The 22,893-nt window shown below is 45.3% G+C and carries 22 protein-coding genes; 6 read left to right on the forward strand and 16 right to left on the reverse strand.

What is annotated here, in order from left to right:
• Positions 1–111 precede the first annotated feature (111 nt).
• Positions 112–801 (reverse strand): SAM-dependent methyltransferase, encoded by a 690-nt coding sequence (locus tag P2A85_RS05695; protein WP_377478027.1) that lies wholly within the window; start codon positions 799–801, stop codon positions 112–114.
• A gap of 206 nt (positions 802–1,007) precedes the next feature.
• Between P2A85_RS05695 and P2A85_RS05700 the strand changes: the two genes are divergently transcribed.
• The gene (locus P2A85_RS05700; protein WP_377478029.1) at positions 1,008–2,837 is read left to right on the forward strand and encodes a polysaccharide biosynthesis/export family protein; all 1,830 of its coding nucleotides are present in this window, start codon (positions 1,008–1,010) and stop codon (positions 2,835–2,837) included.
• 423 nt (positions 2,838–3,260) lie between these two features.
• Here the strand turns inward: P2A85_RS05700 and ndk are convergent, their stop codons facing one another.
• Complete coding sequence (gene ndk / locus P2A85_RS05705; RefSeq protein ID WP_340520391.1) at positions 3,261–3,710, reverse strand: nucleoside-diphosphate kinase; 450 nt, start codon at positions 3,708–3,710, stop codon at positions 3,261–3,263.
• Between the two features lie 299 nt (positions 3,711–4,009).
• Between ndk and P2A85_RS05710 the strand changes: the two genes are divergently transcribed.
• Positions 4,010–4,765, forward strand: a complete 756-nt coding sequence (locus P2A85_RS05710) for a hypothetical protein (protein ID WP_377478030.1) — start codon at positions 4,010–4,012, stop codon at positions 4,763–4,765.
• 352 nt (positions 4,766–5,117) lie between these two features.
• Here P2A85_RS05710 and proB read toward each other — a convergent pair whose 3' ends face one another.
• The 12 genes from proB to P2A85_RS05770 form a co-directional block, all read right to left on the reverse strand.
• Positions 5,118–6,227, reverse strand: a complete 1,110-nt coding sequence (gene proB, locus P2A85_RS05715; protein WP_377478031.1) for a glutamate 5-kinase — start codon at positions 6,225–6,227, stop codon at positions 5,118–5,120.
• A gap of 39 nt (positions 6,228–6,266) precedes the next feature.
• Positions 6,267–6,788: a YqeG family HAD IIIA-type phosphatase gene (locus tag P2A85_RS05720; RefSeq protein ID WP_377478032.1), complete on the reverse strand. Its 522-nt coding sequence runs from the start codon at positions 6,786–6,788 to the stop codon at positions 6,267–6,269.
• Positions 6,789–6,920: 132 nt separating this feature from the next.
• Complete coding sequence (mltG, locus tag P2A85_RS05725) at positions 6,921–8,045, reverse strand: endolytic transglycosylase MltG (RefSeq protein ID WP_377478033.1); 1,125 nt, start codon at positions 8,043–8,045, stop codon at positions 6,921–6,923.
• Positions 8,046–8,071: 26 nt separating this feature from the next.
• Complete coding sequence (locus tag P2A85_RS05730; RefSeq protein ID WP_377478034.1) at positions 8,072–8,650, reverse strand: DUF3727 domain-containing protein; 579 nt, start codon at positions 8,648–8,650, stop codon at positions 8,072–8,074.
• A 242-nt stretch (positions 8,651–8,892) separates the two neighbouring features.
• Positions 8,893–9,330 carry a Holliday junction resolvase RuvX gene (gene ruvX, locus P2A85_RS05735; protein WP_377478035.1) on the reverse strand — a complete coding sequence of 146 codons (438 nt, stop codon included), beginning with the start codon at positions 9,328–9,330 and terminating at the stop codon, positions 8,893–8,895.
• A 154-nt stretch (positions 9,331–9,484) separates the two neighbouring features.
• Positions 9,485–10,810, reverse strand: a complete 1,326-nt coding sequence (locus P2A85_RS05740) for a GNAT family N-acetyltransferase (protein WP_377478036.1) — start codon at positions 10,808–10,810, stop codon at positions 9,485–9,487.
• 184 nt (positions 10,811–10,994) lie between these two features.
• The gene (locus tag P2A85_RS05745) at positions 10,995–12,176 is read right to left on the reverse strand and encodes a F420-0:Gamma-glutamyl ligase (RefSeq protein ID WP_377478037.1); all 1,182 of its coding nucleotides are present in this window, start codon (positions 12,174–12,176) and stop codon (positions 10,995–10,997) included.
• Positions 12,177–12,209: 33 nt separating this feature from the next.
• Positions 12,210–12,353, reverse strand: a complete 144-nt coding sequence (locus tag P2A85_RS05750; RefSeq protein WP_377478038.1) for a hypothetical protein — start codon at positions 12,351–12,353, stop codon at positions 12,210–12,212.
• A gap of 39 nt (positions 12,354–12,392) precedes the next feature.
• A complete protein-coding gene (locus P2A85_RS05755; RefSeq protein WP_377478039.1) occupies positions 12,393–13,364 on the reverse strand; it encodes a PstS family phosphate ABC transporter substrate-binding protein in 972 nt (323 codons plus the stop codon).
• A 16-nt stretch (positions 13,365–13,380) separates the two neighbouring features.
• The gene (locus P2A85_RS05760; protein ID WP_377478040.1) at positions 13,381–13,536 is read right to left on the reverse strand and encodes a hypothetical protein; all 156 of its coding nucleotides are present in this window, start codon (positions 13,534–13,536) and stop codon (positions 13,381–13,383) included.
• A gap of 10 nt (positions 13,537–13,546) precedes the next feature.
• Positions 13,547–14,635: a flagellar assembly protein H gene (locus P2A85_RS05765; protein ID WP_377478041.1), complete on the reverse strand. Its 1,089-nt coding sequence runs from the start codon at positions 14,633–14,635 to the stop codon at positions 13,547–13,549.
• A gap of 172 nt (positions 14,636–14,807) precedes the next feature.
• On the reverse strand, positions 14,808–15,548 hold the full coding sequence (locus P2A85_RS05770) for an SIMPL domain-containing protein (protein WP_377478042.1): 741 nt from the start codon (positions 15,546–15,548) through the stop codon (positions 14,808–14,810).
• Positions 15,549–15,697: 149 nt separating this feature from the next.
• Between P2A85_RS05770 and P2A85_RS05775 the strand changes: the two genes are divergently transcribed.
• Together P2A85_RS05775 and pcrA are read left to right on the forward strand one after the other, a co-directional pair.
• Positions 15,698–16,081: a YkvA family protein gene (locus tag P2A85_RS05775; RefSeq protein ID WP_377478044.1), complete on the forward strand. Its 384-nt coding sequence runs from the start codon at positions 15,698–15,700 to the stop codon at positions 16,079–16,081.
• A 255-nt stretch (positions 16,082–16,336) separates the two neighbouring features.
• Positions 16,337–18,706 (forward strand): DNA helicase PcrA, encoded by a 2,370-nt coding sequence (gene pcrA / locus P2A85_RS05780; RefSeq protein ID WP_377478045.1) that lies wholly within the window; start codon positions 16,337–16,339, stop codon positions 18,704–18,706.
• A 102-nt stretch (positions 18,707–18,808) separates the two neighbouring features.
• On the opposite strand, the gene P2A85_RS05785 is transcribed toward pcrA, so the two are convergent.
• The gene (locus P2A85_RS05785; protein ID WP_377478047.1) at positions 18,809–19,372 is read right to left on the reverse strand and encodes a hypothetical protein; all 564 of its coding nucleotides are present in this window, start codon (positions 19,370–19,372) and stop codon (positions 18,809–18,811) included.
• 48 nt (positions 19,373–19,420) lie between these two features.
• On the opposite strand from P2A85_RS05785, the gene P2A85_RS05790 reads away from it, so the two are divergent.
• Both P2A85_RS05790 and P2A85_RS05795 read left to right on the forward strand, forming a co-directional pair.
• Complete coding sequence (locus P2A85_RS05790) at positions 19,421–19,753, forward strand: DUF565 domain-containing protein (protein WP_377478048.1); 333 nt, start codon at positions 19,421–19,423, stop codon at positions 19,751–19,753.
• Between the two features lie 409 nt (positions 19,754–20,162).
• The gene (locus P2A85_RS05795) at positions 20,163–21,251 is read left to right on the forward strand and encodes a glycerate kinase (RefSeq protein WP_377478049.1); all 1,089 of its coding nucleotides are present in this window, start codon (positions 20,163–20,165) and stop codon (positions 21,249–21,251) included.
• Positions 21,252–21,340: 89 nt separating this feature from the next.
• On the opposite strand, the gene P2A85_RS05800 is transcribed toward P2A85_RS05795, so the two are convergent.
• Positions 21,341–22,801, reverse strand: a complete 1,461-nt coding sequence (locus P2A85_RS05800; RefSeq protein ID WP_377478051.1) for an FGGY-family carbohydrate kinase — start codon at positions 22,799–22,801, stop codon at positions 21,341–21,343.
• Between the last annotated feature and the right edge of the window lie 92 nt (positions 22,802–22,893).

Below are 22,893 nucleotides of genomic sequence, written 5' to 3' on the forward strand. Positions count from 1 at the left end.
GACGCGGTTTCAACCGCCGGTTATTTTTGTTTGTGTAGACGCGGTTTCAACCGCCGGTTATTTTTGTTTGTGTAGACGCGGTTTCAACCGCCGGGTTATTTTTGTTTGACTCTAACTCGCCATGCTCCATACTCGCAACAATTGGTCTCCTCCCTTTTGAAACTCATAAGATACATCCTGAACTTCAACTTTATATCCTTGTTCTTTTAACTCTTTGATGATTGGCGCTAGTAAAGGAGAAGGTTCACCAGAAATTTTGATAACCGGAAAAATCCGCACTTCCGTTGCAATACGACACATTTCTATAATTGATTTCCGATGAAATTCTTCCGTAAAATGGTCGGAATAAGTAAACAAAAAATGACTGCATAGTGCCAAATCAAACTGGCCATTCTCAAAAGGTAATATCGGCAATTCACCAGTTACATAACGCCCTTCCTCAATCCCTTGTGCCAAATCTGCCAAGAATTGCTGCATCGCCGCCATTCTCACTTCGCCCAATTTGGTTGGCGACTCGATATTTGTCCATAGGTAGTCGTCTACATTGGCCCTGACTCCATCAATCACCCTTTGATATGTTTCCAGGATGCGATCGGCAATTTCGGCCGCCGAAAACTGATAAACAGGATCGCAAGAAGTTACTTGATTACCTTGGCGAGTCATTTCTGCATTGAAGCTAGCTGGACCACCAGCACAGTCAAGTATCTTTAACTTCCGGTCTGCCGATGTCAGGTGGAACATTCCGATATATTCGTCCAAGCAGCGACCCCAAGGAATCACTTTATCAAGCTTAAGTCCCACGTATTTTTGACTCGCAAATAAGAGTAGACGATCTGGATTTTACAACAAAGTGAGGCTAGACTGGATGTCGGTTGATTTGAGATTTGAGATTTGAGATTTGAGATTGACTCCCCAGATGAATGTGGAGCTTAAACTTGGGTCGAAAATTATAAACTAATTAACCGAATTGCGATCGCCCCGGAACAGACTGCAACCAGAAAAAAAATATGAAACAAACCGTTAAAGGCGCTACAAGTCTTAGTTTATCGGCACTCCTGTTATTGAGCAGTTCACTACCCACTATCGCTCAGTTACCAGCCCTCAGACCCAGACCACCCATTCCTAAGCCAAATCCAGTGAGACTACCGCCACCGCCACCTCTTCCTGGTGCTCGTGTCCCCCTCGGCAATTCCGGTTTACCCACCCAGGAATCACCTTATGTTTTAGGTTCGGGCGATCGCATTGCTTTAGATATTTTCGGTGTCCCTGAATTTAGCAAAGAATACCAAGTATTAGTTGACGGTACTCTCAATTTACCAATCATTCGTAGTGTATCAATTCAAGGGCTAACATTGCAACAAGCCGCCAGCGCCATTACCAAGCGATACGAACCCTTCATCAATGTGCCCGTTGTCACCGTAACTTTGATGGTTGCTAGACCCCTAAACATCGGGATTGCTGGAGAAATTACTCGTCCCGGTTCCTACAAGATTAATCCCTCAAGAGAAGGGGGAGGAGTCAAATTTCCCACTTTGATGGAAATGCTGCAACTTGCAAAAGGAGTCACATCCGCAGGAGATATGCGGGCCGTCCAAATCCGCCGTCCCCGCAGAGGGGGACCAGAGCAAGTTATTACTGTTAATTTGCAGGAATTTTTAGATACCGGAAATCTGCGGCAAGATGTCACTATCCGAGATGGAGATACAATTTATATACCCACAGCCAGTGCTCTGAATACTCAAGAAGTACGTCAAAGAGCCAGTGCCAATTTTTCCGCTGATATTACTAAACCAATTGGTGTGGTCATTGTCGGCGAGGTAAGTCGCCCTGGACCTTATACTATATCTGCTGCTGATTTGCGATCGACCAACCAACAAACGGAACTCAGTTTTGTTAGCATCGAGCAACAGCAAGGAGCTGTGGTAGGTTTACCAACTATCACCAGAGCACTCAAAATTGCTGGCGGTATCACCACAGAAGCAGACATTCGCCGCGTGCAAATCCGCCGCCAAATCAGAGGAGGAAACGAACAAACTATCCTGGTAAATCTCTGGGATTTGCTGCAAAAAGGTGATGCTACCCAAGATGTTTTGTTGCAAGAAGGGGATAGCGTTATTATCCCCACCGCAGCGAACGTAGACTTGACAGAAATTTCCCAAATTGGCAGTAGTAGTTTCTCTCCCAACGCCATTAGCATCAATATTGTAGGCGAAGTAGTCCGACCTGGAGCTTTGTTAGTTAAACCCAGTACATCTCTCCACCAAGCTTTGCTAACTGCTGGCAGTTTCAATCAATTGCGTGCCAAAAAAGACAAGGTGGAACTGCTACGTTTGAACGCCAATGGCACTGTTTCTCGCCGTACCATAGATGTGGACTTTGCCCAAGGTTTGAATCCAAACAATAATCCCACTCTCCGCAACAATGATGTGATTCTTGTAGCGCGATCGGGCTATACTAGAGTAGCAGATAATGTCAACAGTTTCTTGCAGCCCTTCACCGGAGTTGCAGGTGTCATCAACAGTGTTAGCGGAGTTTTGAGTGGTTTTCAAACAACTATCAATACTTTTCAGAACTTATTTTTAGGCGGAGATTTCGACCGACGCAATCAGCTTAGACAGATTCGCGAACAACGCCAAGATAGAGAACAGCAACGTGAAGACAGACAACTAGAAAGAGAGATACAACGTGAAGATAGATTACAGCAAGCAGAAGACAGAAAACTGCAACTTGAAGACAGACAGCGGCAAATAGACTTGCAAAATCAACAACTTCAGATTCAACAGCAGCAACTTCTCCTCCAAAATCAGCAGCCACAGCAAACTCAGTCTAATCCTTGATCTAGCAAGCACCTTGGCGATTGCTATAATTGAAAAATCCCATAGCCATAATATCAAATCTGGTAGCATGGGAATTATTCATCTCTGTTATCTCCCTCTGTGTTCTCTGCGTTCTCTGTGGTTAAATCATTCCGATGCAACAGTCAACGATATAACCCAGAATTTTTCCCTAATTCTGGGTTTTTTTGATCGTAAAATATGTGGGTTAAATAATCTTTTATGACTCTTCATATAAAATCCTGTCTTCATCGTCCTGTATTAAACACTCTCTTCTCTTCCTTCGCGTCCTTAGCGCCTTCGCGGTTAAATCACCTGACGATACAACCGGAATTGATATCACGCCCGGAATTGGTCAAGAGTCTATTTTCCTCGCCTAATAATTTCAGATAATCTCCCGATTCATGAATCGGGAGAATCTCAAAACTACTCTACAATCCAAGGAGTTAAACAAGGTTTCCAAGCACTCAATTCTTCATCCTTGAACCAGAGACTAATTTCCTGGTTGGCAGTTTCCACAGCATCCGAACCGTGAATAATATTGCGGCCGACATTCACAGCCAAATCGCCACGAATTGTCCCCGGTTCCGAATTCAGAGGATTCGTTGCGCCAATGATTTTTCTCGCCGAAGCCACAACACCGTCGCCTTCCCACACCATCGCCACCATCGGGCCTGAAGTGATGAAGTTTACCAATCCTTCAAAAAACGGTCTTTCTTTGTGGACACCGTAATGCTGTTCGGCTAATTCGCGACTCGCCACGATCAGCTTCATGCCAACTAGCGTAAAGCCTTTGGCCTCAAAACGACCGATAATTTCGCCAACGAGTCCGCGCTGTACGCCATCGGGCTTAATCGCTAAAAAAGTGCGTTCCAAGCTGAGCTCCTAGAATTTTCTTAACTGATCCAAAAAATAGATTAACCCAGAACGTACCCAAAGGCAATTAAGGAAATGGCAAATTGTCCTTTGCTACCATTGCGGTGCCACTAGGGGAGGGTTCCCTCTCGCCCCCATTGATGGATTCTGGACCCTATGATGCAAATCACAATTTTCCCTGATGTACAATACCAATATCTATGATGACCAGCACTGCTATCTATGCTTTTAACATAGATAATAGAACTAGGCATTAACCGTATATTGAAAACAGCGATCGCAAAGCAAAGGCTATAAAGATGAAAGAGATTGTAGCATTCATTGAACACAAAAAGCAAGAATTTGTGAAATTGCCGTTGTTTGAATTTCTAACCAATAAAAGTATCCACCCTAATCAAAGGCTAATTTTTGCACCTGTACTCGATCCTTTGGCAGTGGGATTGAGCGATTTAAACAAGTACGTCCTCCGAGATTCTGCAAGTAATAACAAAGTTCAGGAACTGATAAACAAATATACTTACAAAGAAAATTACTACTGGCACGGCTATCTGGAATACCTGGAGGAACTGGGATTTAACCAATCCATGAGTTACGGCGACTTTAGACTGCTTTGGGGTGAAGAAACGAAAAAAACTCGATCGCTCTGTGTCGCCCTGGAACGCTACGCTTTTGAAGCATCTCCTCTGCAAAAAATTGTGTTAGTAGAAGTTCTCGAAGCAACGGCGACAGTTTTTTTTGAGGCTGCTTTGGAAGTGGTGATGGAATTACAGAAAATTACAAAAAAAGAATATGTCTATTTTGGAGGCGCTTATGTGCGTTTGGAAAATCATCACATCTTAAATACACCCGAAATGTTGCAATTACTTAAAGAAATTAAAATCACTGAGTGGGAACAACAACAAGCTTTAGAATTAGCTGAAAAAGTATTTGACTTGTTTACAGAGGCGATGAACGAATTATTTAGACACACGACAACCAATTCCTGCAATACGGTGCTGCAAGTGGCTTCCTTTGTGGGGTTAGATTCCTCGATCGACTGTTTGGATTTTTTGTGATAAATAGAAGGAAGAAGTCATATCAATTCCGGTTGTATCGGAATGATTTAACCGCGAAGGCGCTTATGACACGAAGGAAGAGAAGAGAGAGTTTAATACAGGACGGTGAAGAGAGGATTTGGTATCACCCCCGATTAGTGTCAACAATCGCTTGAAAGCATGGTGTGTGCTTACCCTCCTCGCTCGCGATGAGCTCCGGTTCCCCTCCAGGGAGGGGCTAGGGGTGGGTATTATTCCCCATCATCGTTTTTTCGAGAATCAAACAGCCCATCCCAAGTGGGGAAGAAAGAAGGAAGAAGGAAGAAATAAGAGGATGCAAAAATTGTTTGTTGAAAGTATCTTATAAAAAGGGCTAAACAATGACTAAATTATCTCTGTGAACGACAGTTTCTACTCCTGGATAGCCTAAAATTTCGGCAATTTTATCTGACTTGCATCCCTGAATTTGTCTCAATTCTAAACTGTGATAATTCACCATTCCTCTGCCAATTTCTTTGCCTTCTGCGTCGCATAACCGCACGGCATCTTCTGCTTGAAATTCTCCTTCTATTTGCGAAATTCCGGCGGCTAGCAGCGATTTTCCACCTTGAGTAATTGCGTTGACAGCACCCGCATCTAAGTAGAGTTTCCCCACAGGAATTAGCACGTTGGCTATCCAATGTTTCCTAGCGTTTACAGGGCGCGGTTGAGGCTCGAATTGGGTACCGATGGACTCTCCGTTGATGATTTTTTCAATGTTAGTGGGAAAGCGACCGTTGGTGATGACGGTGCGGACTCCTGATGCTGTGGCGATTCTGGCTGCTTCAATTTTTGTCACCATTCCGCCGGTGCCCCAACCGCTGCGGGAATCTCCGGTTTTTACCTGAAATTCTGTGAGCTGTGCCATACTTTGGACTAGGGCGATGGGTTGGGCGTCGGGATTGCTGCGGGGATCGGCGGAATAAAGTCGATCGACATCTGTGAGCACGAATAACCAATCTGCTTCCACTAAGCTGGCTACTAATGCTGAAAGCGTATCGTTATCGCCAAATTTGAGTTCGTCTACAGCTACAGTATCGTTTTCGTTGACAATCGGAATCACCCCTAATCGCAACAGTTGCCCAAAGGTATTGGAAGCATTAACATAACTACTACGCTGCACTAAATCGTGGCGTGTTAGTAAAACTTGGGCGATCGGCTGTTGTAGAGTAGTAAACAAGTCATCGTACACCCGCATCAGCCGCCCTTGTCCTACGGCGGCTACAGCTTGTTTGAGAGCGATATTTCGTGGCCTTTCTGTCAAACCCAAGCGCGCGCAGCCAACTCCAACTGCACCGGAAGAAACCAAAACTACTTGATGACCTTGGTGTCGCAAATTTGTCAAAACTTCGACTAATGTAGCAATGGTGGAAAGGGCTAAGTTTCCTGTAGTCGATCGAGTGAGTGTCGAAGTTCCTATTTTAACAACAATGGTTTTAGTCATTTGTTATTGGTTAGTTGTTATTGGTTATTGGTTGAATGACTAATCTTTAGTTTTCAGAGATGCTCCCAAAGCTTGAGATACCCAAACTTCAAAGGAACGAACTGGATATTTCCGGACTGCATCGCCAACATTAATCATGGGTTCTACTAAAATAGTGAACATACCCAAACGATTGCCGGCTAAAACATCGGTAAAAAGTCGATCGCCTACCATCGCCACTTGTTCCACCGGCAAATCCATCGCATCAAGTGCTCTGCGTAATTTGCGCCGCGAGGGTTTAGCAGCACCAGTGATGTAGGGTAGATTCAAAGAATCAGCTATTCGACCAATCCGATTTTGACTTAAATTATTGCTCGCCAACCATAGGGATACGAAGGGTTTAATCTCTTTCACCCACAAACTTAGTTCGGGAGAAGCATTTGCTGCTGTGATTGGGACGAGAGTTTCATCCACATCTAACACTAATCCTTTTATCTGATATTTCTGAAGAATATCAGCCGTTAAATTCACGACAGCAGTGCCGAGAACTAAATCTGGCTGTAGTAGTTTACCCCAAGACATAATTATTTTAGATGTTTGATTTTAGAATAACAAACTGAAATTTACAGATTGAAAAAGTAAAAAATCAAAAGTTAATTCTGCTTACTTTTGTTTCGTTACTTTTGACTTTTTACTTTTGGATTAGGGATTGAGCTATTGCCCCGATCGCACTTTTTGGTCAATTTGAGCTACAGCAGCATCGTGTTCAGCCTGAGTGCGGCTGAAAATGTGAGTGCCGTCATACCGCGCCATAAAATACAGATATTCAGTATTTTCAGGAGCCAGAGTCGCTTCCAGACTGGCGATTCCCGGAGCTGCGATCGGAGTTGGTGGTAGTCCTGCGTTTATATAAGTATTGTAAGGAGAAGGCGTTTCTACCTGTTTAAAAGTCAGAGGCTTCTCCTTAGTTTGCCTGATGCCGAGAGCATATTCAACAGTCGGGTCAGAACCCAAGGGCATACCCTTCTTCAGACGGCTGTTGAATACCCCAGAAATGCGCTTGCGCTCAGTGGCAACCACAGCTTCTTTTTCCACAATACTCGCCAAAGTGACCCACTCTTTCAAATCCAGCTTAGTATTTTTCTGATTTTTTTGATAGACCGGCAGAGCCACCTGCTCGAAACGGCTGAGCATTTGCTTAATCACAGCTTCAGGGGTGACAGCATCCCCGTCTAGCTGATAAGTATCCGGGTACAAAAAACCTTCCAAATGAGGCAAACCGCTCGGTAGCCAAGGGTATTGAGCGTAGGGAACTTGACTCGCCACCGCCATAAAACTCTTAGCTGGGAAAAAACCTTGTGCTTCAAAATAAGCGCTCATTTGTGTGAGCGACCAACCTTCGGGAATCGTGAAACTTTGCTGTACGACTTCACCTTTCCAAATTTTGTCAGCCACAGCGCTCAGTGGCTGAGTTGGTGACAGTTGGTAAGTCCCTGCTTTAAAACCTCCCTCGCGATTTTGCAGAGTCAACCAGCGGGCCCACATATTCCATGCGGAGGCCGATCTAATTAACCCCGCAGTTTCCAAATCTCGTCCGATTTGTTGGCTAGAAGTACCTTCGGGAATTTGGATAGAAACAGCATTTTTGACTGCTGGGGTCGTTGACTCAGCAGCTAGTTTAGCAGGGGCACAAGCCCAGCTCCACCAAGCCCAGCCCTGCCAAGCGCACACACCCCAAACCGCCGGGAGTAACGCCAGATAAAACAACCATTTAGAAACTTGCGGAGTACCTTTTGGGCCCTCGCGCGCGCTGCTTTTTGTCAGTTGTTCTCGATCCATAGTCCCTTCTGCCTTCAATTTAAGATCTAATCAAGCTCGTCAAAGAACTGGTCTTCTAGCATAGGTAACATAGGTTCCAGTCTTTCAAACTCTTCTTCCGAGAGCAATTCTGGCTGACCGTCATCATTCATTCTAGCCAAGATAAAGAACGGGTCGAGAGGTGTATAAATAGCATATTCCTGCTCTTCGTGATAGAAGCTGGTCAACCACATCAATTCCTCAAAATCTGACTCCTGCTCTGGATCGGCATCTGGCTCCGCATCCTCGTCGGGAAAATCTGGCAATTCGCCAATTACCGTCAGAGTCACAGCCGTGCGCCGGAGTGTTAAGTTCTGCTCTTGCAGGACAACTCTAGCGGTATCAAAAATTTTGTCAATTTCGGTCTCGTCGTCTACGGGAACTGCTGCTTCGTCGGTTGTTTCGTCTCCGTTCCAAGTAAAAATTTCTACTGGTGAGTCAATGGGAAGCAGTAAAGCGTATTCTTGACCTTCTAAGTCCATAGAATATTCTATGTTGCAAGTCAGCGATCGCCCAACTTCGTCAGTCAGGGTGACGGAAACTGCGTCGGATTTGCTATTCTGTTTGCGGTATGGGGATGAGGACATCGCGTGTATCTTATTTTCCTTCTTCAGTACCGAGTTTACTGGGAAATTTTCGGCCGTGCGTCAACGGTTACAGGTGTGCGTAGCAAACTTGCACAACTAGGATATCACGGCTTTGTTAAGCTGCTGCGAAATTGCTAATGGGGCATGGGGCATGGGGCATGGGGCATGGGGCATGGGGCATGGGGCATGGGGCATCGGACACTGAGCGTAGTCGAAGTGTCGAAGAGCCTTCTTCCTTCTGACTATTTTTGCCTTCGCTCGTCTAGCCATCGCTGTAATATTAGGGCTGCGGCTTTGCGATCGATCAAACCTTTGTTTTGGGACGGCGAAATTCCTTGTGCTTGGATGAGTTCCTCTGCGTGAACAGAAGTCAAGCGCTCATCCACGTATTCTAGAGGCAGTTCTAAGGCTCTGGCGATGCGAGTGGCATATTTCTGGACTTGTCGGGCTTGGGAGCCTACGTCTCCGCTCAGGGAGTAGGGCAAGCCTGACACCAAAATTTGCACATTCCGCTCTTGGACGAGCTGTCTGATGTAAGCTACGTCTCGATCGAAGGAGGAGCGCACTAGAGTTGTAATACCCGTAGCGATTAAACCAGTGCCATCACACCCGGCGATGCCGACTCGTTTGAGTCCGATATCTAGTCCTAGTGCTGAAATCCACAATTTTTGGTCTGACATGAGCGATTGATTTGAGAGTTAGTTAGTCGTCCCAAAATTCTTGTTTAACGAACCGCGAAGACGCGAAGGACGCTAAGAAATCAGAGAAGGGAGAAGGGAAGAAAGCAGGAAGTAATTGATTTTTTTTCTACTTTCTGCTTTCAAATATTAATTATTAACTTTTTTCTTGGGAGTCTCCGTCTTGAGGCAATTCTGGGAATTTTACAGGTAAGATGTTGCTAGTATCTGTTGCTGCTGATTCTGAGTTTTGAAAGTTCAAGGGGTTAATTTGATTGCCTTGGTTGTTTCCTGAGTCGGTCAACAGGGGTTTAATCTCTGAGGATGGGGGGCCGGCTGCTGGTTCGGCTGCGATCGGTCCTAGCCAGGACATCCTACCGGGTACGGGTTTGCGAGTTGGCTGGAAGCTTTGCAGCATTTCTGATAGCTGGAGTCCTTCGAGTGAGACCAATTTGGACTCGCGTAATTTGTGCCATACCGATCGCGACATCAGCAAACTGTGTTCTACACGCACGGCTCCAAATTGCTCTAAATATGCTTCTCGTTCGGGTTGATAATCGGCAGAAGCTAGGTTTATGCTTTGTACTGGAAAATCTTGGACGAGGCGGGCCATTTGGGATAGCAGTTCTGGGTAGAGCCAGGTGTAGGCTGGGTGTACGGTCAATTGGGCGATGTGAGGCTCGTTACCGCTGCGGGATAGCTGCACTTGAAAGTAGCCGATGGCTGCTTTGCGCTGTGGTTCAAACACGTAAGCACTGACTACTTCTGTTTTTGCTAGCCACTGTCTGACACCTTCGATCAAAGCACCTAAAAAACTGGTTTTGAAGTCTTGAATGTGGCGATCGAATACTTGGCGCACTTGCGGTGGCATGGATGCGGTATCTAGTTGGTAAAGTAACTGAGCGTCGGCGTTGCTCACTGGCAGTAGGTTGGGCAAGTCGGGGGTAGAAATGGCCATTTCTTGAAGACGTTCTGGGGCGATCGTCCAATATGTCATCTGGGCTAAAGGTTGAAACCCGTTTTGCCGATACAAAGCCAGGGCTGATTTGTCGCCCACATTCACCTCTAGCAGCCATGTTCTAGCCTCCCACACTGCCTCGAAGCAGTGCCGCAGTAGCATGGAACCAATTCCTTTGCTACGGGCTTCTGAGTCTACGCCGATGCGATCGATCCGCCAAGTGCTGCGGGTGCGGTTGAAGGGAGAAATCTGAATTACGCCCTTAACAATACCCTCTTCTTCGGCAACATGAGCCCGAAATAGCGACTGAAAAGGGTTGGGAAACAGGCTCAAAATCTTTAGCAGTCCGTACCAACGGCGAAGTTGCTGCAACTTGCGGTTCAATACCAAGTCCGGGCTTGCGCCCTTGGGGTTTTCTGCCTCGTCGGTTGTTTCCGCGCAAAGTTGTTCCATCGCCTCTATGTCGCGATACTGAAACGGGCGGATCGCAACCTGATTTTGGTTTGGGGAATGGAGTGAAGTCATAGCAGGAAAGTGGGGAATAGAAAATTAAAAATTAAAAATTAAAAATTTCCAAAGGGGAAGAATTAAGGAAATTTTGAGTTTTGATTTCATTGCTGATAACTCAAAATTTTTCTGTTTTCTCCCCTTTTTCCTTGGATTAAAAATTAAAAATCACTTTTTTAATTTTTAATTTTTAATTTTTAACTCAAGAGTGCTTTGGCATGGGTCGAATTACAACCACCGGTGTGCGCTCATCTGCATTGCCTGCGGGGTTGCTACGCAAGGCTTGCTCTAAAAATGTTACCGATAAATCGGAGGTCGCTGCTAATATCTTAACTGCTTTTAAGTCATTAGCGTCTACGATCGCCGCGGCAAGTCCAGTTTCTCGTTGAATTTGCTCTACAACTTGCTGGGGATTGTCCGGTCCAAGCACGATAAATTGGTCAAAGGGAGGTAATGTGCCCGTAACATCGTCAATCAGTCTAGCTTGTTCCCCTGCTAGTTGGTAGAAGACTCCGGGTTTACCAAATATTTTAGCTACAGCGCCGATCGCAAATGCTCCAACAACCCGCCAAGGACCAACTACATCCACCAAAGTCTGCATCCCGCAGGCTGTAGCTAAACTGGACATGGGTAAGAAAAACAAACACACTCGCTTAGCTGCCCATCCGGGTTTGACTTCGCTGGGATGGCGGTAACGTCCCTGCATCAAAGCTAAGGGAGTCTCTGCTAGGGCGACAATATCGCCTTTCTGGGCGCGGGGTACCACGTAACGTTTGACAATTTCCACAGGATTGTCCACTTCTGTCAGGATGTGGGTGCGAATTGGCAAAACTTCTGCAACTCCGACATTACGCGCATTGGGTACTGTCTCGGAGTTGGGAAATTGCAGCGGTACTACGACGTGGCGGACTTTCGGGATGCGGCCGCCTGGGCCGTAGGTGGTGAAATGTACTTGCACCCAAGCTGACTGTAGCTTGCTTAAATCTTGCCCGTGAATATCTATGGAGACTTTGATTTTGGTAGTTTTTTGGGCTTTCACAATATAGCCGAACCAGTAATCGTCGGCTCTAGCTGATGCGTCTTTGTGGCAAGGAATCACCTTGGTTTTGGAAGTCACATCATCTAAACTAGCATCTGAGATCAGTTTCACCTCTGCGTGCACTTCCGGCAACATGATCTCAAACCGCTGTGTCAGGTTCTGGAACTCCATTTCCCCTACTAAAAGGTAGTGGTTGGCTTCGTTTATGGCTAAGTGCCATTCTCCGGCTGTGAGTTCTAGTTTATTTCCACGGGGAAGCAGGCGATAGTTCAACTCCAGGCCTAGCCCGCCTAATGCTAGCAGCGAACCTGCTGCTGCGATTCCTGTTGCTAAAGTCTCAATCACTCAAGTCACCGCCAATCATAATTTCTGTTTACTTTAGTCGATATCGGGTACTTCGATCGCCGATCCGGTAGTAATTTGGGGTTGCAGGATTTGTTGGGGGCGATCGAGCTTATGTAAAATTACAGGTAAGTGCGATCGGGCTGTATCGATGCAGCGAAGGTCGATCGCTGTGCCCATGCACGTAAAGTCTCCTGCCGCCGTGTCAAGAAAGTTTTCTTAGCGAATTCTGACAAATCCCGCCTTTTGAATCATTTCCTGACCCTGTTCTGTTAGCAGTAAATTGGCATAAGCTTCTCCGGCTTGTTGGTCAACTTGATTGTTCTTTTTAACAACTACAAACAATCGCCTAGTTAAGGGATATTCTCCGCTTGAAAAAGCTTCTGTGTTCACTTCATTACGCTTATACTGGCACTCAGACAGCGGCACAAAAGGTAGTTTATAAGGTGGAATTAGTTGATTCAAGTTCCGACCGATCGGTAATGTTTTGATTTGACATTGCGATACCAATAATGGAGCAGAAGCTTCAAATATTCCCCCTGGATCGGTCGCAACTTTACGAATAGCATCGGTAGGGGTTGATACTATTTCAAGATTGTTTCCTTGATCGCCTTGTATGGCGTAACGCTTAATTCTTAAATTAGGACCACCAAATTGATTCCAATTGGTTATTTTACCTGCATAAATATCATCTATTTGCTGTATTGTCAGGCCTGGAATATTTAAGCTTGGGTGAACTGCGATCGCTCTCCCATCAATGGCTACTGGAACTTCTACTAAACTAAAGCCTCGTTGTTTTGCTTGTTCGTATTCCCGATCTTCAACTGGGCGAGAAGCATGAGAAAAAGACAATTGATTGTCTAATAACATACGGATACCTGAACCCGTATTAGGCGTACCTTGATTCCCTTGAGTGTAGCGCAGTTTAAATTGAGGCCAAACGGTTTGAATTGCTGGATCTAAATCGCGTCGAATTGTGGCCCAAGTCGTGCTACCGCCATAACTAAATAGTCCGTTTGGGACGTTTTTGATTTGAGTAAAATTTTTACCGTTAGATTGGTCGGTTTGATTGCTTACAGTCCCTGTTTGGGAAGCAGAATTACTGGTAAACCACCAAAAAACTAAACCGATTAAGCCACTGGTAATTATGAGGGCTAAAACTAGAGATGCTGTTTCGTTTTTTTGAGTCATAACTGACATTCGTGAATTAAGCGATAGACATGACTAACACAAACTCCTTCATCTTAACCTGCAAGCGATCGAGTTGAGCAGCATAGGGGGCGATCGCGCATAGATTTTTCGGATGACTTTCACGCGATCGCGGAAAATTCGGGTAGAGTTGATGACTACCCGAACAAGTCATATCCCGGTTTTTATCCCAACCTTGCTCTCAATTCATCCGCCGATAACTGAGGCAATTGTTCTACAAACAATGTCAATTCATCCACAGATAATGCTAGTAAATTGGTAAGGGCTTTAGGCAGAAGATCGCCCAACTCACTTTGGCGCATTTTTAAGACATTTTCTGCTAATAATCTGACCGCTTGTTGTCTTCCTGCTTCATCGACTGTCAGCATCGATATTGCCAGCAACAGCACCGTAAAATCCGCTGCGGAAAAGTTTGATATTGGAGATAATAAAGCCGTCATTTTTGAGTTAATTTCTCCAAATCTTACTTGCAGAAAATTTTCTAAGATTAAACGCTGTTGTGCTTGCCTGCCTTGTTCTAGTCCTTCTTCTCTAGCTTCTTGCTGTGCTGCTTGTATTTGTTGTTGAAAAAGTGGTGCAATGGCCATAATTAACTCCCGCTCTTCTGGCTCTGATTCTTCTTGAGTTTCGACTACCAAATGTGATTGTAGGCGATACAATAATTCTAGCGCGATAATCCGTAACGGATCATCCGTTGCTAAACTGCTCAATTCGGCGATCGCCCTTTGCTGCACTCCCCCTTTGCCTAAAATCCTCAACCACATGGTTTCTGGAGTTTCTGGCAATTGGTGAATCACCACAATTGCGGATTTCAAATGCGTAGGCAAAAAATAGACACCCTTCACCCAATTCTCAGGGTTGGGTATCGCGCCAAAACCCTCCAGCAATGGTTTCGATGCTGTCGGTGTCAAAATCCACAGTCTGGGCAACTTAGTATCATCATACTGAGTATTTTCTCTTCTGGCTTGACGCTCCAATTCACCTCGCAAATCCCATAGCTTACCCATGCAGCTAATAACTTCGCCGACACTTACAGGATTGCGAAAGGGTTCAAAAATTGCAGTCGTGCTAGCCATTTTTCCCAATAATCCCAGGGTGGCTGAGTATTCGGGAATTGCAGTACCTGGAATGAAATAAACATCGATTTCTCGCACTTCGGCTGCAACATCGCGCCCGATATTTACTGTTCCGATGGGAGACAGCAGTTCTTCCAAGTATTCTTTGGCAAAGCGATCGTGAATGAATCGCGTCATATAAATTTTGTTTGATAGTTACTGATTAAATTTTATCATGTTGTTCGGCTTTTCATCTGACAATAATTAGACAAATATAAAAAACTAAAATACCTATGAAACCCGACTATTTTAAGAAGTCGGGTTTCTAACATATCTCGCATTTTAGGTTCAATTAGAATGCAATCGGCAATCAATAACTAATTTGCAAAGTCACAGATGCTTCAATCTGCTGTTCCCCTCCCACCACGGGTGTTGTAGCATCGGCAACAGCAGCGCGAGCACCAACAAATTGCCGATACACAGGAGGCGGCGCGCTAGCACCATTAACTTGAATACTCAGAATTTCTCCCCGCTTGAGGTTGAGGGCGCTAAATACTGCATCAGCTTGGGATTGAGCGTCTTGGGTTGCTGTTTTGAGTGCTTGCTTTCGAGCAGATTCGATCGCACTTTCGACGGCCACAAAACTCACACCATCAATGCGCGTGGCCCCGGCATTCACTGCATCATCGAGCAAAGTTCCGGCAGATTGAGTATTAATCCGAAAAGTGACGGTATTCGTCGCTGTATAGCCAGTCAAGCGCTGCTGATTGTTTTCGTAGCTGTAGGTGGGATTGAGGGTGATGCCGGTGGTTTCGAGTTTTTCGACTGGGCGCGATCGCAGTAACTCTACCACAGCAGACGATCGCCTCGCCGCTTCCTGTTGCACCTCCGCCGCTGTTTTCCCCTGCACCTCAACACCCAAACGAACTTGAGTCTGTGTTGTCGGAATTACTTCGATCCCGCGCCCAGTAACTGTTAGCGTTCTCAGCCGCTGTTCTTGAGCCCTCGCCTCGCCCAATCCGGTGAAACTAACGATAGTTAAGGTTAAACATAAAGCTGTTAGCAGACTGCGGAAATTTATGCGATCGCGCGATCGTAAAATAGGATTCATAAACTTGAATATCCTCACATACAATAGATGGTATAATCTTATGTTGCAATGGAAATTTTCAGACATCCGCACGGTTACATTTTTAGAAACTTAAATTAATCGGGAATGGGGAATTGGGAATTGGGAATTGGGAATTGAGCAGTTAATATATGCAATCCTTAAAACAACTTGCTAGGAAACTCAAAAAAGAAACTTACGCTATTTATTTAGCCAGTCTTGACCCCAGAGTGCCTTGGTATGCGAGAATGTTAGCCGGTGTTACGGTTGCCTATGCCTTCAGCCCGATCGACCTCATTCCCGATTTCATACCAATTCTCGGCTACTTGGACGATTTAATCATTGTACCTTTGGGAATTTGGCTAGTCATAAAAATGATTCCGCCAGAAGTATTAGCCGAGTGTCGGGAAAAAGCCGCCGCAGAAATAGACCGAGGAAAACCGATTAATCGGGCTGCCGCTGTTGTGATTATTGCCATCTGGATTGGCTTGGGAATATTAGCTGCCATCTGGCTGAAACAAATATTTAAACGTTAGAATACCGGGCGGTTGAAACCGCGGCTATACAGACAAAACCCGCCTCCGCGGGTTAAAGAATAGGCGGTGAAAATTATGTTTTAGGCTATTCTCTTAAGTCCGCGGAGGCGGACATCGTTTGTGTAGACGCGGTTTAAACCGCCGTCTGATCTGATATTATATTGTAGGGCGAGCGCACATTACGTTAACAAAACTCGCGGTATTCCATACCAAGTATTATTTATTCATTAAAAAAATCAAACTAACATTCTAGCTATGACTCAAACTACCGACTTTCTCAGCACACTCAACCCATCTCAACGCCAAGCAGTCATACATTATAACGGGCCACTGTTAGTAGTAGCCGGGGCAGGTTCCGGCAAAACACGAGCTCTAACTTACCGAGTTGCTAATTTAATTCGCACCAATCGAGTCAATCCTGAAAATATTCTGGCGGTGACATTTACCAATAAAGCATCCAGAGAGATGAAAGAAAGAATTGAGAAACTGCTAGCCACTCAACAAGCTGAAGCTGAATATGGCTTACCTTTGGAAGAGTTAGCACCGGATGTGCAAACTAGATTGCGATCGCAAATTTATCGTAACATTACCAAACACATTTGGATGGGAACTTTCCACTCTCTTTGTGGTCGGATTCTCCGCTATGATATTGAGAAATATCAAGACGAAAAAGGCAGACAGTGGAAACGCAACTTTTCAATTTTTGACGAATCAGATGCTCAAACTCTGGTCAAACAAATTGTCACCAAAACCCTCAACCTCGATGACAAGAAATTTGACCCTCGCAAAGTACGATACGCGATTAGCAATGCTAAAAACAAAGGTTGGTCGCCCCAGGAATACTTGTTAGCAGAACCGGATTATAGAGGTCGCGTAATTTCTGACGTTTACACTCGTTACCAAGATGCTTTAGCAGCCAACAATGCTTTAGATTTTGACGATTTAATCCTAGTTCCTGTGCAACTTTTACGCCAAAATGAGCAAGTATTAAATTATTGGCATCAAAAGTTTTGTCATATTTTAGTGGACGAATACCAAGATACTAACCGGACTCAATCTGATTTAATTCGGCTCTTGGTGACAAATAATGCCGACCCGAAAAACTTCGATAGATGGCAAAATCGCTCTATTTTTATAGTCGGTGATGTCGATCAATCAATCTACAGTTTTCGCATGGCAGATTATACCATATTGCTGGAATTTCAAGAAGATTTTGGGGATGGTTTGTCTGACGCAAAAACTAAGACCATGGTAAAATTAGAAGAGAATTATCGATCGCGCTCGAATATCCTGGAAGTGGCAAACCACTTAATTCAAAACAATACCGAACGCATCGACAAAGTTCTGCGTGCCACTCGCGAACCAGGAGCTCCGATTACGATTTGGCGCGCTGACAATGAAATAGAGGAAGCAGAATTTGTGGGTGGTCAAATTCACACCTTGAAGCGTCAGAATTCGGAATTTGAACAGGGGAGCAATTTTGCGATTCTCTACCGCACTAACGCTCAATCTCGCTCCTTTGAAGAAGCATTAATGCGTTTAGATATTCCCTATAATATTGTCGGCGGTTTGAAGTTTTACGATCGCAAAGAAATCAAGGACATCCTAGCATACCTGCGAACCCTTGCCAACCCCGACGACAGCGTGAGCCTCAAACGCATCATTAATACTCCCCGGCGCGGTATTGGCGATACTACATTTGGGAAAATCGAAGATGCTGCAACTCAATTGGGCATTCCGCTGTGGGAAATCCTCAAGAATGAGTCTGATGTGAATACCATCGCAGGGCGATCGGCAAAAGCTATGATTAAGTTTGCCACAATGATTTCCCATTGGCAATCGCAAGTTGAAACCTTGCCTGCTTCGCAAATTGTCCAAGGAATTATCGAAGATTCTGGTTATATTGAAGACCTCAAAAATCAAGGAACCGAAGAAGCCGAAAATCGCATCGAAAACGTCCAAGAATTGTACAATGCGGTGCTGCAATTTGAAGAACAAAACGAAGAAGCCACCCTCACAGCATTTTTGTCAAAAGTATCCTTAGCTTCAGATTTAGACGACTTACAAGAAGAAGATTCCCGCGTGTCGCTGATGACGCTACACTCTGCCAAAGGGTTAGAATTTCCCGTAGTATTTCTAGTCGGAATGGAACAAGGTTTATTTCCCAATTTCCGCAGTTTAGATGACCCCAGAGCCATAGAAGAAGAACGGCGTTTGTGTTATGTTGGGATCACTCGCGCTCGCGAACTGCTCTTTTTAACTCACACTCGCGAACGCCGCCTGTGGGGAGGTTTCCGCGAACATTGTACTCCTTCGCTATTTTTAGGGGAATTGCCACGAGAATTTATCGCTGGAAGTGCGGGGAAAACTAAGGCTGGAAAAACTGCTGCTTCCCCTGGTAAAACCAATAGTTCAGCATCGAATTCCCGGCGTTCTCAACAGAGTAAAAATCTACAATTGGTAGATTGGAAAGCGGGGGATCGAGTTGTTCATCCTGCTTTTGGGCTGGGAGAAATTACTCATGTTTTGGGGGATGGAGAGAAGGTTAATTTGGCTATTAAGTTTTCGGGTTTGGGTCGAAAAATTATCGATCCCAGGAGTGCTAAGTTGCAGCGATTGGATTAGTTTTTGAGGATTTTTTTTAACCACAGAGGGCGCAGAGAGCGCAGAGGGCGCAGAGGGCGCAGAGGAAGAGCAGAGAGATGAATAATTCTGATTGAGATTTTCTCAGGGTGACAAAATTAATTGCCATTCTCCGGCTTTGGTGTTCCAAGCGGGGGAGGCTGTTTCTCCGGCGACGTAGGGCCCCCAGTAGCGGCGAGAACCATCTTGAGCGAAGACAACCAGAATGTCTCCTTGTTTGATTTTGAGTTTTCTTTCGGGAAGCGAGAGCATCAGTCCTTTGCCGCCACCTTCTCCTGGTGCAAAGTCCCAGTGGGCGGGTTTGTTGTAGGATTTTTCGGCTTCTCCCTTGGCCAACAGGGCCACTCGCACTGGGTGTTCGCTGCGGTTACTGACGCGCAAAGTGCCTATGGCTTCGACGTTTTGAGGTATTGATGAGGCATTGCTGATTTCTTCTGGTGGGTTCGGGGTTGATGTGGGCTTGGGTTTGGGTGGACTTACTATTTCTGGGCTGGCGGTGGTGCTTGGGGGGAGTACGGTGGCTGTCGGTGGTAAATTGTTTGGTAGGGTGGAGTTGTTGGCGATGGTGATTTCAAAACGTCTTAGGAAGAGTGCTGTCATCAGGACGATCGACAATCCAGTTACTATCTGGTAAATTTTAATTTTCATAGATTTTAGGATTTAAAAATAGGTGGCACATAGTAATTACTGTTTTTTATGCAAAATACCCGAATAAATAGATTTATTGATGTTCTCGCTCAGCAATTCAGACGCTGGGTGAGTAATCCTTGGCGACGGATTTCGCTGTTTATGATTACTCTGCTATTCGGAAATTTTTTGGGAACAGCTATTTCTACAATTGCGGGACAATCTGCTGATTGGGATATTGTCGCTGCTGCTTGGTTGGTTTTTTTGACTGAATTGGTTAACCGATTTGTTTATCGTGGCAATCAGCCGGAGGTGCGTTCTCTGTGGGTCGATTTGCTCAATGCTCTGAAAATTGGTGTGATTTACAATTTATTTGTGGAAGCTTTCAAGCTCGGTTCTTGAGAAGGAATTAGTGACCCCCTACCCCCCCCTAGCCCCCCCCAAGGGGGGATGGAGGAAATTCAGGAATAAGTAACGTCCGACCCCCCCTACCCCCCCCAAGGGGGGATGGAGGAAATTCAGGAATAAGTTATATCGTTTCCGGCTGCATCGGAATGATTTAACCTTACTAGAACGCAGAGAACACAGAGGGAGATAAGAGAGATGAATAATTCCGATGTTACCGGATTTGATATTACCCCCCTAGCTCCCCTAGCCCCCCCCCAAGGGGGGATGGGGGAAATTCTGGAAGAAGGAAGAAGCACAACAAAATAATATCGATGGTTTTAGGAATTAAAAACTTCCTAATTACCGACAAGGTTCAGATATCATTTTTGATTTAAAAAGCTGTGAGTTTTGAGAATAGGTTGCTATGACTTTAACGCTTGTGGAAATTTTAGAAGGATGGAGAGCTGGAAATTCCCCGATCCAACGTGATTTCGAGCAGTTAGCCCTGTGGGAACTTGCTGATGATTTGCGATCGCCTGCTTTTGGCATTACTCCCGAAAATGCGGCTGAGGTTGTTCGGCACAAAGCCGATTTATTCTTTTCTGTTATTAACTTATTACATACTTTTCCCGCAAAGTCAACTAATTTTCTGGAAAATTTGTGGGTTCTTTCGCTGCCGTTGGTCATGAAATTGTCGTCTGAAACACAAAGTTTAAAACGTCCTTTAATTCAAGGGATTTTGGGAGGGCAAGGAACGGGGAAAACAACTTTATCTGAGGTTTTACGGCTGATTTTGGCGAAATTGGGCTATTCTACTGTCAGCCTTTCTTTAGATGACCTTTACAAGACTTATGCCGATCGCCTCAAACTCCAAAAAGAAGACCCACGGTTGATTTGGCGGGGACCACCTGGAACTCACGATATTGAATTGGGCATTTCTGTTTTGGATCAGTTGCGTTCCAATCGGAAACAAGAATTAGCATCAGTTAAAAATATCAAAATACCCCGATTTGATAAGTCTGCTTGGGGGGGTGCAGGAGATAGAATTTCCCCTGAAAATGTTTCTGATGTGGATATTGTACTGTTTGAAGGCTGGTTTGTGGGTGTAGAGCCGGTGGATGAGCTACAATTGAATGAGTTTTTGGAGGGTGCGCCGTTTCCAATTTGCACAGAGGGCGATCGACAGTTTGCTCGTGATATGAATGCTAAACTATCGGATTATGTACCGCTGTGGAATCGCCTGGATCGATTGATAGTTTTGTATCCCCAAGATTATCGTGTTTCTAAAGTTTGGCGCAATCAGGCGGAACAGGAAATGATGGCGAGGGGGAAGTCGGGAATGACTGAGTTGGAAATTAATCGGTTTGTGGAATATTTTTGGAAAGCGCTGCATCCAGAGTTATTTATTAAGTCGATGGTTGCTCGTGGGGCGAGAGTGGATTTGGCAATTGAACTTAAGTGCGATCGGGCTATTCAGAAGATTTATAAATCTAAGTATAGAAGTTGTCAATAATATCATCTCTCTCTTCTATTCCTCTGCGCCCTCTGCGCTCTCTGTGGTAAAATCATCCATAGACAAACCTCGACCAAATAACATCCAATCTAAAACTGGTTGATTTTCCCCCTAGCTAATAATGCACTTCCATAAGCAGCATCAGTATGAACCGGAGTTAGCACAGGAACTTTCAAATAACGCTTTCTGATCTCACCCCAAACCTGATTTTTTGCCCCACCACCAGCCGTATAAACCTTTGTCAAAGGAGTTGCACCAAACTCCTGCAATAATTCATATCCCCGCCCTTCAATCCGGGCTATACTTTCTAGCAAACCCTGCAAAAAATTCACAGCCTCAGCAGGACGAGGTTCTAATCTAGGGAGCAAATTTGGGTCGTTATTGGGAAAACGCTCGCCTTTTTTTAACAATGGATAATAATCTAGCAAACTCGGTCGATGGGGATCAATTTGTTGGCTATACTTGTCCAATTCAATATCAGTAAAAAAGTGGCGCAGCACAGCACCTCCGGTATTAGAAGCGCCTCCCACTAACCACAAATCCCCCCCAGCACCCCCTTGTGAAGGGGAAGTGAAACGATGACTATAAATTCCGTAGGTGGCATCATCTACACGGGTATAACTTAACAGTTTGAGGGCTAAAGTTGAACCGAGAGAAGTTACTGCTTCCCCCGGAGAATTGACGCCGCTAGCTAAAAAGGCTGCTATGCTATCGGTTGTACCAGCACAAACGATACAGTCGCGGGGAAAGCCAAATCGATCGCCTATTTCTGCTGTCACAGGTCCGATCGGCGTTCCCGGTGCGACAACTTGCGGTAATATAGGGGCGATCGACCCAGAAACACCCGCAATTCCCTCTGTCAGCCAATGGGGATAACACAAATTCGCAACATCGTAACCCAATTTCAGAGCATTGTGATAGTCGCTAATTCCCAATCTTCCGTGTAGCAAAAAGGCTAACCAATCCGCTTGATGCAGGAAAAATCTTGGGGCTGTTTGCACCGGAGATCCCCCTAAATCCCCACCCCCCCCAGCCCCCCCCAAGGGGGGAATAAGGGGGACTTTGAGTGAATTCCCCCCCCTTGTTAAGGGGGGCTGGGGGGGATCTCCGGGTTTGAAAGTTTGAACACACTCCCTAGGGGCTGTGTCTTTTTCCTTGCACTCTAACCACCACAGGAGTTTTGCCAGACTTGATGTGGGGCTTAATACCGTGTGATGGGCTGGTGCGATCGCCCGCAGTCGATCGAGTACCGCCACACCGCGTCCATCGTTGTATAAAATTGGCTCCTCTACGGGTATACCTTTGGTATCACATAGCATCACCGTGGAGGAAGTGCCATCAATGGCGATGGATTTTATTTGAGTGCGAAGGGCTAAGGGAATTTGCTCGATTACCGCCCAGAGTGCATTTTGCCAGCGCAATGTTAATTCTGATGCTGGGTCGTCTTGACTAAAATTATACTGCTTCTCATAATGTATATTACCACGGGAGTCGATCGCAGTCGATCGCACTCCTGTTGTACCAAAATCTATGCCTAAGTAAAAATCCATTAAGAATTATTTAACCACAGAGAGCGCAGAGAGCACAGAGAAAGAGAAAAGTGAGGTATGCGGATGATAACGAATTATCGATTACTAACCAT

It is taken from the genome of Microcoleus anatoxicus, assembly GCF_042465725.1.
Lineage (GTDB): Bacteria > Cyanobacteriota > Cyanobacteriia > Cyanobacteriales > Microcoleaceae > Microcoleus > Microcoleus anatoxicus.

What these genes read in the sequence shown, in the direction of transcription:
- P2A85_RS05700 (WP_377478029.1), top strand. Translation starts at nt 1,008, where the DNA reads ATGAAACAAACCGTTAAAGGCGCTACAAGTCTTAGTTTATCGGCACTC.
- P2A85_RS05710 (WP_377478030.1), top strand. Translation starts at nt 4,010, where the DNA reads ATGAAAGAGATTGTAGCATTCATTGAACACAAAAAGCAAGAATTTGTG.
- proB (WP_377478031.1), bottom strand. Translation starts at nt 6,227, where the DNA reads ATGACTAAAACCATTGTTGTTAAAATAGGAACTTCGACACTCACTCGA.
- P2A85_RS05720 (WP_377478032.1), bottom strand. Translation starts at nt 6,788, where the DNA reads ATGTCTTGGGGTAAACTACTACAGCCAGATTTAGTTCTCGGCACTGCT.
- mltG (WP_377478033.1), bottom strand. Translation starts at nt 8,045, where the DNA reads ATGGATCGAGAACAACTGACAAAAAGCAGCGCGCGCGAGGGCCCAAAA.
- P2A85_RS05730 (WP_377478034.1), bottom strand. Translation starts at nt 8,650, where the DNA reads ATGTCCTCATCCCCATACCGCAAACAGAATAGCAAATCCGACGCAGTT.
- ruvX (WP_377478035.1), bottom strand. Translation starts at nt 9,330, where the DNA reads ATGTCAGACCAAAAATTGTGGATTTCAGCACTAGGACTAGATATCGGA.
- P2A85_RS05740 (WP_377478036.1), bottom strand. Translation starts at nt 10,810, where the DNA reads ATGACTTCACTCCATTCCCCAAACCAAAATCAGGTTGCGATCCGCCCG.
- P2A85_RS05750 (WP_377478038.1), bottom strand. Translation starts at nt 12,353, where the DNA reads ATGGGCACAGCGATCGACCTTCGCTGCATCGATACAGCCCGATCGCAC.
- P2A85_RS05755 (WP_377478039.1), bottom strand. Translation starts at nt 13,364, where the DNA reads ATGACTCAAAAAAACGAAACAGCATCTCTAGTTTTAGCCCTCATAATT.
- P2A85_RS05760 (WP_377478040.1), bottom strand. Translation starts at nt 13,536, where the DNA reads ATGACTTGTTCGGGTAGTCATCAACTCTACCCGAATTTTCCGCGATCG.
- P2A85_RS05765 (WP_377478041.1), bottom strand. Translation starts at nt 14,635, where the DNA reads ATGACGCGATTCATTCACGATCGCTTTGCCAAAGAATACTTGGAAGAA.
- P2A85_RS05770 (WP_377478042.1), bottom strand. Translation starts at nt 15,548, where the DNA reads ATGAATCCTATTTTACGATCGCGCGATCGCATAAATTTCCGCAGTCTG.
- P2A85_RS05775 (WP_377478044.1), top strand. Translation starts at nt 15,698, where the DNA reads ATGCAATCCTTAAAACAACTTGCTAGGAAACTCAAAAAAGAAACTTAC.
- pcrA (WP_377478045.1), top strand. Translation starts at nt 16,337, where the DNA reads ATGACTCAAACTACCGACTTTCTCAGCACACTCAACCCATCTCAACGC.
- P2A85_RS05785 (WP_377478047.1), bottom strand. Translation starts at nt 19,372, where the DNA reads ATGAAAATTAAAATTTACCAGATAGTAACTGGATTGTCGATCGTCCTG.
- P2A85_RS05790 (WP_377478048.1), top strand. Translation starts at nt 19,421, where the DNA reads ATGCAAAATACCCGAATAAATAGATTTATTGATGTTCTCGCTCAGCAA.
- P2A85_RS05795 (WP_377478049.1), top strand. Translation starts at nt 20,163, where the DNA reads ATGACTTTAACGCTTGTGGAAATTTTAGAAGGATGGAGAGCTGGAAAT.
- P2A85_RS05800 (WP_377478051.1), bottom strand. Translation starts at nt 22,801, where the DNA reads ATGGATTTTTACTTAGGCATAGATTTTGGTACAACAGGAGTGCGATCG.